13 protein-coding genes are annotated in these 15,525 nt (G+C 47.3%); 1 reads left to right on the top strand and 12 read right to left on the bottom strand.

From position 1 onward, the window contains the following. Positions 1 to 89: 89 nt before the first annotated feature. Complete coding sequence (locus GI364_RS04650; RefSeq protein WP_198852533.1) at positions 90 to 473, top strand: 5-carboxymethyl-2-hydroxymuconate Delta-isomerase; 384 nt, start codon at positions 90 to 92, stop codon at positions 471 to 473. A gap of 135 nt (positions 474 to 608) precedes the next feature. Here GI364_RS04650 and GI364_RS04645 read toward each other — a convergent pair whose 3' ends face one another. From GI364_RS04645 to GI364_RS04590, 12 genes are all read right to left on the bottom strand, one after another. After that, entirely contained in the window at positions 609 to 2,129 is a 1,521-nt protein-coding gene (locus tag GI364_RS04645) for a dihydrolipoamide acetyltransferase family protein (protein ID WP_198852532.1), read from the bottom strand. 18 nt (positions 2,130 to 2,147) lie between these two features. Further along, positions 2,148 to 3,152: an alpha-ketoacid dehydrogenase subunit beta gene (locus tag GI364_RS04640; RefSeq protein WP_198852531.1), complete on the bottom strand. Its 1,005-nt coding sequence runs from the start codon at positions 3,150 to 3,152 to the stop codon at positions 2,148 to 2,150. Beyond that, positions 3,152 to 4,219 carry a pyruvate dehydrogenase (acetyl-transferring) E1 component subunit alpha gene (pdhA, locus tag GI364_RS04635; RefSeq protein WP_198852530.1) on the bottom strand — a complete coding sequence of 356 codons (1,068 nt, stop codon included), beginning with the start codon at positions 4,217 to 4,219 and terminating at the stop codon, positions 3,152 to 3,154. Before pdhA ends, GI364_RS04640 begins: the two co-directional genes overlap by 1 nt. A gap of 33 nt (positions 4,220 to 4,252) precedes the next feature. Continuing rightward, a complete protein-coding gene (locus tag GI364_RS04630; protein ID WP_198852529.1) occupies positions 4,253 to 4,651 on the bottom strand; it encodes a thioesterase family protein in 399 nt (132 codons plus the stop codon). 12 nt (positions 4,652 to 4,663) lie between these two features. Next, the gene (hisC, locus tag GI364_RS04625) at positions 4,664 to 5,740 is read right to left on the bottom strand and encodes a histidinol-phosphate transaminase (RefSeq protein WP_233096009.1); all 1,077 of its coding nucleotides are present in this window, start codon (positions 5,738 to 5,740) and stop codon (positions 4,664 to 4,666) included. Between the two features lie 253 nt (positions 5,741 to 5,993). Further along, positions 5,994 to 8,408: a beta-galactosidase gene (locus tag GI364_RS04620; protein ID WP_198852528.1), complete on the bottom strand. Its 2,415-nt coding sequence runs from the start codon at positions 8,406 to 8,408 to the stop codon at positions 5,994 to 5,996. 60 nt (positions 8,409 to 8,468) lie between these two features. Beyond that, the gene (locus tag GI364_RS04615) at positions 8,469 to 9,542 is read right to left on the bottom strand and encodes an ABC transporter ATP-binding protein (RefSeq protein WP_198852527.1); all 1,074 of its coding nucleotides are present in this window, start codon (positions 9,540 to 9,542) and stop codon (positions 8,469 to 8,471) included. Then, on the bottom strand, positions 9,539 to 10,507 hold the full coding sequence (locus GI364_RS04610) for an ABC transporter ATP-binding protein (RefSeq protein ID WP_198852526.1): 969 nt from the start codon (positions 10,505 to 10,507) through the stop codon (positions 9,539 to 9,541). The genes GI364_RS04615 and GI364_RS04610 overlap by 4 nt, the downstream gene beginning before the upstream one ends. Positions 10,508 to 10,514: 7 nt before the next feature. After that, on the bottom strand, positions 10,515 to 11,417 hold the full coding sequence (locus GI364_RS04605; RefSeq protein WP_198852525.1) for an ABC transporter permease: 903 nt from the start codon (positions 11,415 to 11,417) through the stop codon (positions 10,515 to 10,517). Further along, positions 11,414 to 12,406, bottom strand: a complete 993-nt coding sequence (locus tag GI364_RS04600; RefSeq protein WP_198852524.1) for an ABC transporter permease — start codon at positions 12,404 to 12,406, stop codon at positions 11,414 to 11,416. Before GI364_RS04600 ends, GI364_RS04605 begins: the two co-directional genes overlap by 4 nt. Before the next feature lie 70 nt (positions 12,407 to 12,476). Then, positions 12,477 to 14,168, bottom strand: coding sequence for an ABC transporter substrate-binding protein (locus GI364_RS04595; protein ID WP_198852523.1), 1,692 nt, complete (start codon positions 14,166 to 14,168; stop codon positions 12,477 to 12,479). Positions 14,169 to 14,305: 137 nt separating this feature from the next. After that, positions 14,306 to 15,304: a LacI family DNA-binding transcriptional regulator gene (locus GI364_RS04590; RefSeq protein ID WP_198852522.1), complete on the bottom strand. Its 999-nt coding sequence runs from the start codon at positions 15,302 to 15,304 to the stop codon at positions 14,306 to 14,308. Between the last annotated feature and the right edge of the window lie 221 nt (positions 15,305 to 15,525).

The following is a 15,525-nucleotide window of genomic DNA, read 5'->3' as shown; positions in this document are numbered from 1 at the left end:
AACTGGTTACAGCAGCTTCGAACCTCACACGCACAGGCACAAGGATTAACAAAAGTCTTAAATCATTCTGATTCGAGGGAGGAAACACCATGCCCCACGTCATCGTTGAATACACAGACAATCTCTCCGACGCGCTTCAAATAAAAAGCCTGTTAAAGAAAATAAACGAGGTCTTAATTTCATACAACCCTATATTGCCCACAGGAGGCATCCGCTCGCGAGCGATTCAGCTTCACGATTATGAAATTGCAGACGGAAAAGAAGACGACGCTTTTATCCATGCCACACTAAAATTAGGCGGCGGACGAGATAAGGAATCCCTGGATACGATTTGCCAAGCACTGTTTGATGTGATTACTTCACATACGGCCAATCTCTTTGACACAAGGTACCTTGCAGTCTCACTGGAACTATACGAGTTTTCACATCCGACATACAAAAAGAACAACATTCATCAACGGTTTCGGTCCTAAGTACGTCAGAGAATGCCTCTTACTCAAACCTGCTCGCGTATGCTGCATAGCAATCGACTCAGTTCACCCCGCATCACTTCATCTCAATACAGGGTGAACCAAGGAACTGTAAACAAGCTGCTCGGCTGAGAGGCATTAGCCCAAGTCCACAAGTAGCAGGTTGGGGTTTTCAATATACTTGATGAAATGATTCGTGAACTGTACAGCCTTTGCACCGTCGGCGACTCTGTGGTCAAACGTCATGGAAATGTTCATCACCTGGCGGATGACAATCTCGTCGTTGTCTCTGACCACCGGCGTCTTTTTTGTCTTATGAAAAGCCATCAAAGCACACTCAGGGTAGTTAATAATCGGTGTCGCACCGGTACTTCCCATCGGACCGACATTGGATACCGTAAATGTACCGTCGGAAATATCTGCAGCCGTCAACCGATTTTCTTTTGCTTTTTTGATGAGTTGCTTCATCTGTGTATGAATTTGAAATACGGACAACTTCTCCACATTCTTAATGACAGGCACTATCAGCCCATCCTCTGTGTCGGCCGCTATCCCGATGTTGTATTCTTGCTCCAGCCGAATGACTTCATTTTCTTCATCAAGCTTGGCATTGAAAATCGGTACTTCTTGCAAAGCAAATTGCAACGCTTTGATATAGAACGCCGCAACCGATACATTCTTTTCTGGATCGACCTTTTTCAATGACTCTTTAACCGCAAAAATATCCGTGACGTCGACCTCGTCGAAGTGCGTAACGTGGGGAATCGTGAACATGGATTGCGACATCTTTTTTGCAATGGCTCGTCTGCGTCCGCGAAATGGAATTTCTCTTGCGTCGGAAGACTTGGCTTCCTGGGACTTGACCTCGGCAGATATTGTTTGCACGATGCTTTGTGTCACAGCCGGCCCTGCTTGGTGTGCAGTTATGTCCTCCGCGCGGATTCGTCCCAAGCCGTCGCTGCCCCTAATATCCGCCAAGTCTACGCCGTATTCCCTGGCCAACTTGCGGACTGCAGGTGATGCACTTGCGATGCCGCGCACACTGCTCGCCAGAGCACCAGATTCCGGTTGACTCGCTTGAGACAGACCAGATTCGGCTAAACCAGGCTCGGCTGAACCCGCTTCACTTCGAACCGATTCATAGGTTTTGTTATCCACGCCTGACTTTGGGTGGGCAGAAAACGCATAAACGTCCTCTTCCGTTACACGACCCGAAGGTCCAGTTCCTTGAATGTGTTCAATATCCACTCCAAGGTCACGGGCTATCTTGCGCGTGTGCGGTACTGCCAGGACATGTCCCGTTTTTGAATTGAACGGCATCAATTCATCGTTTACGCCGCTTTCAGCACTCTCGTTTGTGCGAGACCCCATACTGTTGCCTTCTGACGGTTGCGCTGTCTTGTGCTCTTCGGATATGGTTTCCCCAGCCGCGGAGACTGTAACGACTGCATTCCCAACCTGAACAATATCTCCGACCTTTGCATGAATCTTCTCGACAACGCCGGCTACGGGGGAAGGGAGTTCTGCAGTCAATTTATCCGTCTGTATTTCGACAAGCGGTTCATCAACAGAAACCGATGCTCCAGGTTCAACGAGGATCTGCATGATTTCGGCTTCTGTCATTCCTTCACCGATATCGTTTAGCTTCACTTCAGTCATGGTTGCCCCTCCCGTGCACTAAAAGTTGACGGACTTCTTAATAGCATGCCGTATCCTGTCTTCGTTCGGCAGGTATTCGTCTTCAAGGGAAAACATTGGGACAGGCATATCATAGCCTGTGACTCTTTCAATTGGGGACCGCAAGTACAAAAACGACGTATCGTTAATGACAGACATAATATCCCCGCTGACACCGCCTGTGGATTGAGCTTCGTGGACAATGACTGCACGTCCTGTTTTCTGCACCGACGCAGAAATTGCGTCCTTATCCAACGGGTAGAGCGTGCGTAAATCAATGACGTCACACGTAATACCTTGCTCCTGTTCTATTTTCTCAGCAGCTTTTAGAGCTTTGGGAATCATAGCGCCCCATGCAAATATGGAGACGTCATTTCCCTCTTTCAAAGTGGCAGCCTGACCTAATTCAATGGAGTATTTCCCTTCCGGCACGTCGCCTCTGCCGGCTCTGTAACTCCTTAATGGTTCAAGAAACAGTACGGGGTCAGGGTCTTCTATAGCAGAAATTAACAGTCCTTTGGCATCATAGGGAGTGGAAGGCACCACTACTTTAATCCCCGGCATATGTGTGAACAGTGCTTCCATGCTGTCAGAGTGAATTTCCGGCGCCCGCACTCCCCCGCCATACGGAGCACGGATCACCATGGGCACACTGTAACGCCCAAGCGATCGCGATCGCATTCTGGTCGCATGCGTCATAATCTGATTGAGCCCTGGGTAAATGAAGCCAAGAAACTGGATTTCAGCCACCGGGCGGAATCCGTTGATGGCCATGCCAATGGCAGAGCCGATAATACCTGATTCAGCAAGGGGGGTGTCCATCACCCGCTCTTCTCCAAACTCGTCCATCAAGCCGTCTGTGGCTCGAAAAACACCACCGTTTTTGCCGATGTCCTCTCCAAGCAACAAGACGTCGTCTCGCTCACGCAACATGGTTCGAAGCGCATCTGTGACGGCTTGAACAAGGGTCATCTGTCTCGTTTCAACGCGTGCAGAAATTGCCATTATTGAACACCCGCTTTCATATCCAGATAGGCTCTTTTTTGTTCTTCCAGATTCCATGTGGGCTTTTCGAAAACGTAATCAAACAATTCATCAACCCCAGCTTGGGGATAGTTTTCAGCTGCCTCGATTGCGTCATTAATTTCTGTAGTAATGCCTTGTCTTTGTTGTTCAATCCAGTTATCGTCAATCCAGCCCTTGGCCTTCATGAAACGTTCCACTCTCAACAGCGGATCCGTTGTTTCCCGGCGCTTTTTGCTTTCTTCTTGATTGCGATATCTGGAAGCGTCATCTGTTGTGGTATGGGCATTGTAACGCCAGGTCACAGACTCAATTAACGTTGGACCGTCTCCTCTTCGGGCTTTTTTAATCGCGTCAAGGGTGGTGAAATAAACCGCGAATACATCATTCCCGTCAATGCGCACACCTTCAATATCATAAGCCTGTGACTTTTGCGCTATTGTCTTTGACTTCATTTGTTTGGCAATTGGAACACTGATGGCAAACCCATTGTTTTGATTGAAAAATATCGTAGGAGCATTGAAAACGCTTGCAAAATTGATACCTTCATGAAAATCCCCTTCAGATGTCGCTCCGTCTCCGAAATACACGATGGAGACCCGGTCTGTTCCCTTTTTCCGTTCCGCAATGGCAGCTCCTGCGGCTTGCGGCAACTGCGATGCAATGGGGATGGAAGGAGGTACAATGTTTTTTCCTTGCGGTGCAACGTTCCCAGCGAAACGTCCCTTCCAAAGTAACAGCAACGTCTGCATGGGATAGCCAAATGTGAGCATGGCTCCGTGATCGCGATAAGTCGGAAAGAGCCAATCCCCCTCTTCCAGCGCTGCCGAACTGCCAATTTGTGAAGCTTCCTGACCTTCATATTGGACATACGTGCCAATCCTGCCTTGACGCTGCAGGTTAAAACACTTTTGATCGAGCATTCGTGCTCTCAGCATCTTATAGAAAAGCGACTTCGCCAGTTTTTCTGTAATCTTTGACTCGTAAGCCGAATCCACCAATTTTCCGTCACCATGTAAAATCTCTCTGATTGGAAATTGGTCTTCCATAGTGTCACTCCCCGTCTCTTGTAGTCTTTTCGCTCATTTTGCTTGCTCCGATGCTAGTTTCTTTTCAATCTCACTTCTGGGCAGAACGTACTGTGTCACTTCACCTGTTCCCACCAACTGCTTGCCGTTATGCACTTCCACTGCTGTAATGACAGCACGGCCCTTCAGTCCTGTCACCGTGGCTGTCGCAGTAATGGTGTCACCGCCCGCAGTGGGCGACACATGCTTGGCAGTGACGCCTCCGCCAATCCCCTCTTCGTCTGCTTCCAGATAGGGCAGTATAATCTGTCTTGCTGCCCATTCCATGTGGTAAACCATCGAAACCGTGGAATAGGCCCGATGGACAATTTGCCCCTCAAACTGCGCATACATATCCGGCGTAACTTTTGCTGTTATGGCAGCCGTGTTGCCTAGTTCCAAGCCTGGTTTCATTGCTGTCACCTCTTACAACATTTTTAAAGCTTGTACAAACGTCTCGACCTCTTCTTCATTACCAATCGTGACGCGAATCGTGGTGGGATAACCTACCGGCCTAACAATCACACCGCGTTTTAATAAGTCCATGTAAACTATTTTTGCAGGCCGCTTTACATCGACCATCACAAAGTTAGCCTGGGAGGAGAAATAAGGCAGACCTAGTTCCGAAAATGTTCTTTCGTAGATGCGCTTCCCTTGCTCGTTTCTTTCCCTTGTCATCGCTACAAATTTGTCGTCATTTAGAGATGCAAGTGCCGCTCTTTGCGCCATTCTATTGACATTAAACGGCTCTTTGACCCTCATGAGGTTTTGAACGAGTTCTGGATTCATCAGACCGTAGCCAACTCTCAATCCGGCCAGTCCGTAAATCTTTGAAAATGTTCTCAGCACAATCAAATTGGGATACTTATCGAGAAGCGGAACCGTCTCCAGATAGTCAGTTGAATGGACGTACTCGTAGTAGGCCTCATCAATGACAATGAGCACATGGGAAGGAATCCGTTCGATAAAATGCAGCAGTTGCTCCTTCCCAACCACTGTTCCGGTCGGATTATTGGGATTACATACAAATACCATTTTCGTTTTTGCACGTACAGCCGCAAGCATGCCCTCCAAGTCATGCACACCTTCAACCAGCGGCACTGTTATCGGCGTGCCTCCTCCTATCAGCACGTCAGTGTAGTATCGAGGAAATGTGACATCCGCCATAACGGCTTCGTCGCTCTGGTTGATATAGGTTGTTGTTAAAAGTCGGATGATTTCGTCCGATCCGTTTCCAAAGAAGAGTTGTTCCCGCGAAACGCCCAGTTTCTCTGCCAGGCTTCCGGCCAACAGCGGCAGCGCTACCTCTGGGTACATATTGATTTTTTGTACTTCTTCAATCATGGCTTGTTCGGCCAATGGTGAATAACCGAAAGGATTCTCGTTTGATGCCAGTTTCACAACTTTGGTTAATCCGAGCTGTCTCTGGACTTCCTCAACGGGAGTTCCAGGTGAATAAGCTTCAATTTTCTCTATTTGCTCTCTCGGCTTAATGTTGTCCACTCTTGATTCCTCCTTTCGAAAAGTAGGCACCCCTTATATGTAAACTATATAATTGAACAAAAATTCACAAGAATGTGATTTAAAGTTTAAACGCTTGTATGTGTTAAAGCACAACAGCGAAAACTCTTCTCTGCCTCTGTGCCTTAACTGGTTGACGCCCATTTATTTAAAACAACATGAACAACAAAAAGGCGGTGACCCGAGATACAATCCCGATGTCACCGCCTAGGCTTCTCCTCACGCGTTGTACATCCTACGCGTTGTAAACAGGTTCCAAAGCATAGACGATTCTTAATCGCCTGGCTGTCCGTTGTCCCTCGATGTCGTGTAAATCTCGGTTTTTATCCGTCAAATTAGACCTTAACGTAGTTTCTGAGTCGATACATTTCCACTGATTTGTTGCTCTGTTCAGACATAACTGTCCCGATTCATTTGCCGGTATGTGCAGCGTGATAGATACCTCCCTCCTTGAACGTTTCATCTCGACAACCTCCAAAGTCGAGTACTCGAGGACAAGTTGTGATGCCAACGGGATATCAACAGGCAGCAATTTGCCGCTTCTCCCACACACATGGATCTGCGCTCCGGAAAAAGCTTGTTTGCCATTGCGGTAAATCACAGTGGAATGATTGAGATCATCTGCATTGATAAGCGATACAAAGGTTCCGTCCGCTCCCCGACGCTCAGTGACGAATAGGTTGGGGTTTTCAGTATGGACTGCTCGTTCAATTCCAAATCTCTCGCGCAGTTTGGTTATGACTTCCGTGTAATAGTTGTACTGATGCGTAAAAGCGGCGCCCACAACCATCACACGTCCCCTCCCGATGCCGCGAATAAACCCTGCTACTCGTGACTTCTCGCCCTCATTTTCATGTCCTACAATGCATGCTTCTGCATCCGGCGGAATGTCATAGGCACTATAGTACGGACAAAACACGTCCTCGACGCCGAAAGCCGTCACAGTCTCTGCAAAGTGTTTTCCAATCACCTGTGCTCCAATAGCATCAACTAAAATGGAGCAAGGTTTGCTTGCTAAGTCCAAGTGCGGAACTTCTGGCCCCACAATTAATTGTCCACCCTGTTTCACATAATCCACTAACTTCATCTGTGTCCGTCTATCCATGTATCGAGTGGATGCGACCCAGAGGATGGGGTAGAGTTTCGGTGTTACCGAACTCTTCTGAATCTCAACCGCGTTATACGAAGTGCTTGTTGCGGATAAAAGTCTCCACACGCCGTCAAAATGGAATTGTTCTCGCTCTGCTTCAATGGTCTGAATCACTTCCCTGACATCCTCAATGTCGCGGTCAGTAGTTTCGGTCATGTAGTAGGGACTATAAAACCCAATAGCAAGGTCAACTAATTTATTCGCTGAGGCAAGCTCACTTTTAAAGGTATTGAATACTTCCCCAAGGTATTTGGCGCGATGATAGGACGGTCCCAGTTGACCATTCGAAGCAATGGGAGCTTGCCATTCGTGACGCCTGCCAAAAATACCAATACCCTCGGGGTTGTCTCCTCCGGCGAACATATAGTAGTTCAAAGCATTCATGCCTTGGGATACGCATATACGAGTGATGAGCTCCAAATCCTGTGGCTGCACTCTGGGTCTATCAGCCAAGCGCCCAGATTGAAACTCCGCGGAAAACAGCGGTTGCTCCGGTCGCGAAATGGATTCTGTTAATACCGAGCTGATAACGAGATCGTGGAAATTATCGTAGCTAATTTTTCCAGGATAAAAGTCACCTGCGATGACAACATCATCAAGGTCGGACACGTCTCGCAGTTGTGACAAGCCAATTGGATAGTCCGTTCCACGGCTGTAAATGGAGAAATCCTTAAATCCGTGGACATTTACGATAAACGGGACATCAATTCCGGCGTTTACAGCGGCTTCTTTTAACCTCTCCACATAGCGAACCGCGAAATGCCTGCGATACTCTCCCCAAACCCAGTGCGTTTGCAAAGGGCTTGTGCCATCGTAAACCAGTTGATGCGTGAGTTCTGTAAAACTTGCTGCCGTTGTTGAAAAAACGGTGTTTGCTTCAACGATGTTGTGGTATCTGTCCTGTAGATATGCAGAAAAGCCGTCCACACTGACTCGGCTGTAATCCGGTGTATTCGTCACCCAGTGTAGCATGCCAATTTCATTATCCAGTTGAAACATAATAACTGAACCTTCGTTGGTAATAAGATAGGGTCGTATCACATGGCAAACACGCTCATACCAGCGCTGCGCCAAGCGGAGAAAGATGGGGTGAAGGTACGACACGACCCTCGTAGGATGAGGATTCCCGCTCTTATCGAGCGCCAATGTTTCAGGATAATGATGAAGCAGCCACGAAGGGATGCCTTCATGTTTCAGTTCAGACATGACATAGGGACCTGGTCTGACAATGCAGTACAGCCCCAACTCGTTGCAGAGGGATAAAAACTTTTCAAGATTTCTGCGTTTATGGGTACGTCCGGTAAAGTCGAAATGATTCTCTTCAAACTCGTGCCAAAGCCACGGCACATAAGTACTGACAAGGTTAAATCCAGCCTCTTTGATTTGATTGAGTCGCTCCTGCCAAACCTCGGGATTGGCTCGGAAATAGTGAAACTCGGCTCCATATAAAAACGTCTTCTGTCCGTTAATACGAAAATGATGGTTCTCTAGTTGAATCAATAGTAGGTCCCCCATGTCACTGATAGTTTGAAAATCATACAGATATTCGAATCAGGCGAATCACATATAGAAGCATGCAGATTGATGGTTGCTATCCCCGGACAGACCCGGTTTTTCCGTTCGACACTTGTCCGTGGCCAGTTCACATCGTTGATGAAACGGACATGCAGCGACATCAGATACATGCTCCGATATCCGGTCCGCTTTTGACCCCTTCATTTTTGCGCCGCTTCTGCTCTGTTCGTTGGTTGCGTCATTGCTGTGTTCGTTGGCTGCGTCATTGCTGTGCTCATTGGTGTCAGTTCCATCCTCATGGCGATGCCGCCATGGGTTAGGGATGGCCTCCAACAGCAGGCGGGTGTATGGATGACGCGGGTTTCGAATCACAGCATCAGCAGATCCCCGCTCAACAATATGACCTTTGTACAGAACAAGAACTTCATCTGCCAGCACACGGGCGCTCAGCAAATCGTGGGTAATGTACAGTACAGACATACCGGTACGCTTACGCAAATCATCAATTAAGTACAAAATGTCGGAACGAATCGAAACATCCAGCATGGAGACGGGCTCATCAGCGACTACGAGTTCTGGTTCAACTGCAATGGCACGCGCAATCACCAATCGTTGCCTTTGGCCCCCTGAAAGTTGATGAGGCCGCTTCTCTGCGAATTGATTGGTTGGCACCAAACGAACCAGGTTCATAATTTCCAAAGCTCGTTGTCTTGCTTGTTTTTCAGTGAGACCCCGATGATTAACAAGGGGGCGCATGATGGTGTAGAGCACTGTACTATGCGGATTTAAAGAGGCAAATGGGTCTTGAAAAATCATTTGAACGTGCCGCCAATACGACCTCAAATTTCTGGACTTTAGCGTGTGGACCTGAGTATTCTCAAACACAATAGAGCCAGCACTCGGCTTTTCTACGCCTGTTACCAGTTTCCCAATGGTTGATTTTCCACTGCCGCTTTCTCCAACCAACGCGGTAATGCTGCCCGCATGAAGTTCAAATGAGGCCTCATTTACTGCGACAGTTTGTTTGCCTCGACGCCGACTGAACACTTTTGACACATTTTCAAAGGACATCAGAGGGAGGTGTTCACTGCCTTTAGCTTCTGACACGATTTTTCTCATGACTGAGGCACTCCCTCCTTACTGTATAAGTGGCATAATACAGACCCCTCTGTGGTTTCTGTGTTCGGCGGCGTGACGGTTAAACAGGTGTCAAAAACCTTTGTACAACGCGGGGCAAAAGGACAACCCGACAAGGCCAAGGACAAATCAGGCGGCGCACCAGGAATTCCTGAGAGTTGTATGTTATCCGACTGAGGGTCCACATAACAGCCCATCAGTGCCTCAGTGTAAGGGTGTCTGGGGTGTTTAAGAATCTCTTCAGCAGAATTGTGTTCAACTGTTTGTCCGGCGTACATGACCATGATTTTATTTGCAGCTTCCAAAACCACTCCCAAGTCATGGGTGATAAACAGTACGGAGAACTTGAGTTGCCGCTGTAAACTCGTTAAGGTGTTGACAATAGAGTGTTGAACGACCACATCCAAAGCAGTTGTAGGCTCATCCATAATAATGACTTCCGGATTCAGACTCAGTGCTAACGCAATTGCTGCACGCTGCTTCATCCCCCCTGACAGTTCATGGGGGTACATGTCAGCGACTTCTGGTTCAAGCTTGACCAGTTCGAGTAGAGATGTGATTCGATGACCCATCTCTGCTTTCGTCATCTTGGTGTGCGCCTTCATGCCGTCCATAAATTGATGCTTTAATTTAATAACAGGGTTGAATGCATTCATTCCGCCTTGGAGTACGACGGCAATTTTAGCCCAGCGCAGCAGCCTCATTTTTTTCTCAGGCAACGATAGTAAATCAGTACCGTCGAGCAATACTCGCCCCTTAATATCGTGATGTACGTCGTCTAGGAGATTGGCCATCGCATAACCAAGGGTTGACTTCCCACATCCGGATTCACCGACGAGTCCGACAAACTCATTGTCGTGAATCGTAAAGGAGACATTGCGTACAGCCGTTACAGGTACGCGATGCTTTGACTTGTAGGTGACTGACAAGTTTTCAACTTCAATCATGTGTTCACTACTCCTCTTGGAGGCGTGGATTTGCCACGGCATCTATTCCAAAGTTTATCAGCGTCAGAGACGTAGCAACTAAGGCAATACAGAGCCCAGGTGCGAGAATCCACCCCCACTGACCGGTTAGCATTGCATCCGCATTTTGAGCCCAATAAATCATGGTCCCCCAACTGGTAATACTGGGATTGCCGAGACCAAGAAACTCCAGACCCGCTTCCCCGAGCACAGACCCAATCACTGCTCCAAAGAAGTGAGCAATGACATAGGAAAACATGTTTGGCAAGACTTCGTGAAAGATGATGCGAGGAGCCCGTTCCCCTGCAAATCTTGCCGCTATGACATAGTCCTGCTGCACCACTGTCATGATTTGAGCCCGAAAGGACCTTCCCCCAAATGCCCATCCAGTAATGGACATGACACCGATGATTTCCCAAATTCCATGAGTAGGAATGTATGTCGCAATTAAAATCATTAGGGGCAGTCCCGGAAGCACCAGCACTACGTTGATAACAAGGGACAACACGTCATCTGTGATGCCACGGTAGTAAGCTGCAAAAAAGCCCACCAGAATCGCAATCATAATCGTGATTAACCCCGCGACGAATCCGACAAACATTGAAACCCGAGAGCCGTATAGCAGTTGGGTAAAGACATCTTGTCCTCGCTGAGTCGTCCCCAACCAGTGTGCAGCACTTGGATTTTGCGAGACAGGAAAGTTGGTATCGTGAATTGAATAGGGTGCTACCAAAGGTCCAAATACAGCCATGAGAATAAATACAGCCAAGAGAGCCATTCCGATACGGGCCTTCCGATTCGCCCATAACAACCGAATGAAACCGGGTTGTTTTTGCTGTTTGTCCGTATCAGTCGCCGGCTTCTTATCTCTGCCTAGCTCAAGCGCCGTCATCGGGCAAGCCCCCTTCGAACACGAGGATCGAGAAACCCATACGCCAGGTCTGCAATAAAGTTCGCGATTAACACACTGATTGTAATGAACAAAAACAATGCCTGTAGCAACGGATAGTCCTGATTTGTCACAGCCGTGTCCATTAAATACCCCATACCTGGATACGCAAACGCTACCTCCATCAGCAGTGACCCACCCACAATTCCGCCAAGCGACATCGCGAAATTCGTTACAATTGGCAGTAATGCATTTCTAGCGGCATACCCTGTTGCAATCACGAAACTTGGCAGGCCCTTGGCTCTTCCAAGCAGGATGTAATCTTCACCGAGCGTGTTAATCATGTTGTTGCGCATTCCAAGCAACGAACCGCCAATACCAGTAATAAAAATCGTAAAAGCAGGGAGGATGCTGTGATAGACAGCACTTCCAATAAACGACCCATTAAATGAAGGTGAAAAAGCACCGTTGTATCCACCTGAAATTGGAAACCAATGCACCACAAAACCGAAAAAATAGATAAACGCTAGAGCTATCCAAAAATAAGGGATGGCAGAAGTGAACGAAAACAGAACCGTTGCTATAGAATCAAACTTCTTCCCCCGATGCCATGCAACATAAATCCCGAGAAGGGTTCCAAAAACGAATTGAATGATTGTAACGAGCCCAACCAGAGTAAGTGTCCAAGGTAGTGCCTGCATAATGACTGTGAGAACTTTTTCGGGGTAAAACGAATAAGAGATGCCAAAGTTCCCATGAAGAATGTCGCCCAAATACTGAACATATTGGTTCCATACGGAACCGGTAGGTAACCCCAGCATAAGTTCCATAGCATGCTCTTGTGTGGGCGTCAAAGTCCCCTGTTGCGCATATTTTGCTAACATCGCTTGAGCGGGATTACCAGGCATTAAACGAGGCAGGATAAAGTTCAGAGAAAGTGCTATCCACGTAGTTAATACGAGAAATCCAATCTTTCGCAAGAAATAGCGCATATCAATCCCCCTACTCTGCTGACGGCTTACCTGGCAGATGAGTTCTACCAGGTAAGCACACTTATCTGGATTAAGCTCTTGGTTTTAAGTGCGTTAAAATCATGAGGGGCGATTGACCGTAAGGAGCTGGACTGGCATAGGGATTTTTAGCACTGGGCCAGTTAATGAAGTTTTTCGTACTGTACTCACTCCACGTAGCACCGTAGAACAGTGTGATAACGGGAAGTTGGTTGTACATGACACTTTCCATCTGGTGTGCGTATTTCATGTCTGTTTGCGGTTTAATAGAAACCAGCCATTTGTTCAAAATCTGATTGGCTGCTTGACTCTTGAACCGCTCGGTATTAGCACTGGCTGTTTTTCCTGGGGGTTTATAGAACTTGCTGCTAAGCAACTGATTGTACATGTTAAACGGATTGGATCCTCCTCCAATTCCCACCAGAGCACCGTCGTATTGTCCTGTGCTCATACTGGAATTATAGGCACCATACTGTGGTGTAGACACTTGGACTGTGATGCCAACCTTCTTTAAATCACTTCTAATAATTTGAGCTGTTTCAATCCAATCCGACCAGCCGTTTGGAACTTCAATCTTAAATGATATTGGTTGACCGGACTTGTTCAACAACTGACCTTTCGAATTTTCCTTGTATCCCGCATTTGAGAGCATAGTTTTCGCTTTTTGCAAATTATAGGTATAAGAAGCGTTGTTCGGTAACGAACTGTCGAGCCATTTCTTTTGGCCCGGTAACAAACCAGTTTGATTTGCCGTCTTTACATAACCATCTTCAGCCTGAGACGCAATCTTCTTGCGGTTGATTGCGTATGCAATGGCCTTCCTGAATGCCAGATTGTCAAACGGTTTTTTTGTTAGATTCAGAGACAGGGAAATAACACCGCCTGAAGGGAACCAATAATGGTTGAACTTTGGATCCCGATTTACGAAAGTTTTCTTTACATTGGGCATAAAAACAGTGCCCCAGTCCCATTTGCCTGATGACAGCTTCAGTGATGCCGTCTGGGAACTGCCGAGAACCGGAAACTCCAGCGTCTTAACCTGTACCTTGTTTGCTTGCCAATAGCTTGGATTCTTCTTTAACGTATATTGATAAGGTGTAAACTTGGAAACCATATATGGACCCGTTGCGACCGGATGCTTGACTACACGTTTTGCGGGATTTTGGACTGATGCCCAGATATGCTGAGGAATGATGATAGTACTCGCAAGCTGGTCAAATATCTGTCCGTCCGGTTTCTTTAATTTGAACACCACTTGACTGCCGTTAGCCGTCACACTGCTTAGCTTCTTCCATAGCCCTTGCCAGTCCAAGGCTGGGTGCTGTTTCATGTAATTAAAAGTGAAGGCAACATCTTTCGCTGTGAAAGGCTTACCGTCATTCCATTTCACTCCCTGACGGATTTTCATAACGAGTTGTTTGTTGCTTTTCCAGGTATAACTCGTCGCCAACCACGGTGTAACTTTTCCGCTGAGACTACTAATATAAAACAGTGGTTCATAGATGTAACTGGTACCTTGGCGCTTACTGGGAGCCAGTGGATTAAAATTATCAGTAAAAGTAGGAGAACCATTATCCACTCCGATAACAAGTTTTGAGCTCCCGCTGCTGCCGTTTGAATTAGAGCCGGTGCTATTGGATGCTGTGCTATTGGCCGATGCCCCAGTGCTGCACCCGGCAAGCAGCACAACTGATAAACCCGTCGACAGTAGTACACCGCTGACTTTAATCGTCTTAGATTTCAAGGCTAAACCCCCATTGTCCCAAATATTTTGAATACTAATTTTCTGCGCTAACGCCCTCAATCTCCACACTTGAATATCAGAATCACACTCGTGCCGGCACGGCTAACCTCAACGGGAGTGCGCCAGAGACCATCTCATTACTGTCGCCCCCCCTTTCGAGAAGACTGACGAACTACCAGCTCAGTCCGCAACAGCACAGGCTCTAATTCTAGAGAATTGTTCATGGCCTGAAATAGAAGTTGGGCAGATACTGCACCCATTTCATACATTGGCTGCTTTATCGTTGACAATGCAGGACGGACGTACTCCGAAATTCTGATGTTGTCAAAACCGACAACAGCAACGTCCTCCGGAACAGCAATCCCCTTATCTTGAAACGCTTTCAGTAATCCAACTGCCATCTCATCGTTAGCTGCAAAAACCGCTTCAGGCAGTTGACGGTTGGTAGCAATCACACGCCCCACTGAGTACCCTCCTTCTTCCGTAAATCGTCCGTTATACGTGATGCGTTTCGACTCGTCGACTGCGTACTCTCCCATCGCCTTTAAGTAGCCTTCATATCTTTCATCGGAGTCCAGAGAATCCGCAGGCCCACTGACAAAAGCAATTCTCCTATACCCTTCGTCAAGTAGATGTTTGGTTGCTTCATAACCTCCGTGCACATTATCTACACGAACAGTAAAGATGTTTTTTGAAATCAATTCACGGTCCAACACCACAACTGGAAGGTCATTACCTGCAGCCCTCAAAATCATTTCATCGTCTACATCTTGTGCAAGAACGATAACACCGTCAACACGCCGTTCCAGCAAAAGCCTGGCTCCGGCTCCGTGCTTGCCGCCCGTAGATCCGCTTGCAATTGTGTTGTATCCGTTTTCGGCAGCGACATCCTGTACACCCTGAAGCAGTTCGGAGTAGAACGGACCGCCCAAGTCATGAAGCAGGACACAAATCGTTTCCGTCTTTCTTGTTTTTAAATCCCGCGCAATACCGTTCGGACGATACTGCAACTCCTGAGCAGCCTCGAGTACGCGTTGACGTGTCTCTTCTTTGACCCGCTTATCGTGATGTAACGCCAAAGATGCCGTCGAAACCGCTACTTTTGCCTTTTTTGCAACATCTTTAATGGTTGCCACCGTACCCCATCCTCTATCACAACAACTGTAATTTCTATACGCAAAACTGCTAGTTTGTAATATTGAAACAATTCCATCGAAACGTTTCGCTTGTTTTATGGAACTCAGTATAAGGGGATAGGAAAGCGCTGTCAAGAGTCTTTCAGTCAATTGAAACCGTAGGAAATTCTTATTATTTTCTGTATATTACGTAAAATAAGTCTTGACAAAGCTTTAGAATG

The organism is Alicyclobacillus sp. SO9 (assembly GCF_016406125.1).
In the GTDB taxonomy this organism is placed as follows: domain Bacteria; phylum Bacillota; class Bacilli; order Alicyclobacillales; family Alicyclobacillaceae; genus SO9.
This window is presented reverse-complemented; position numbering and strand designations above follow the sequence as displayed.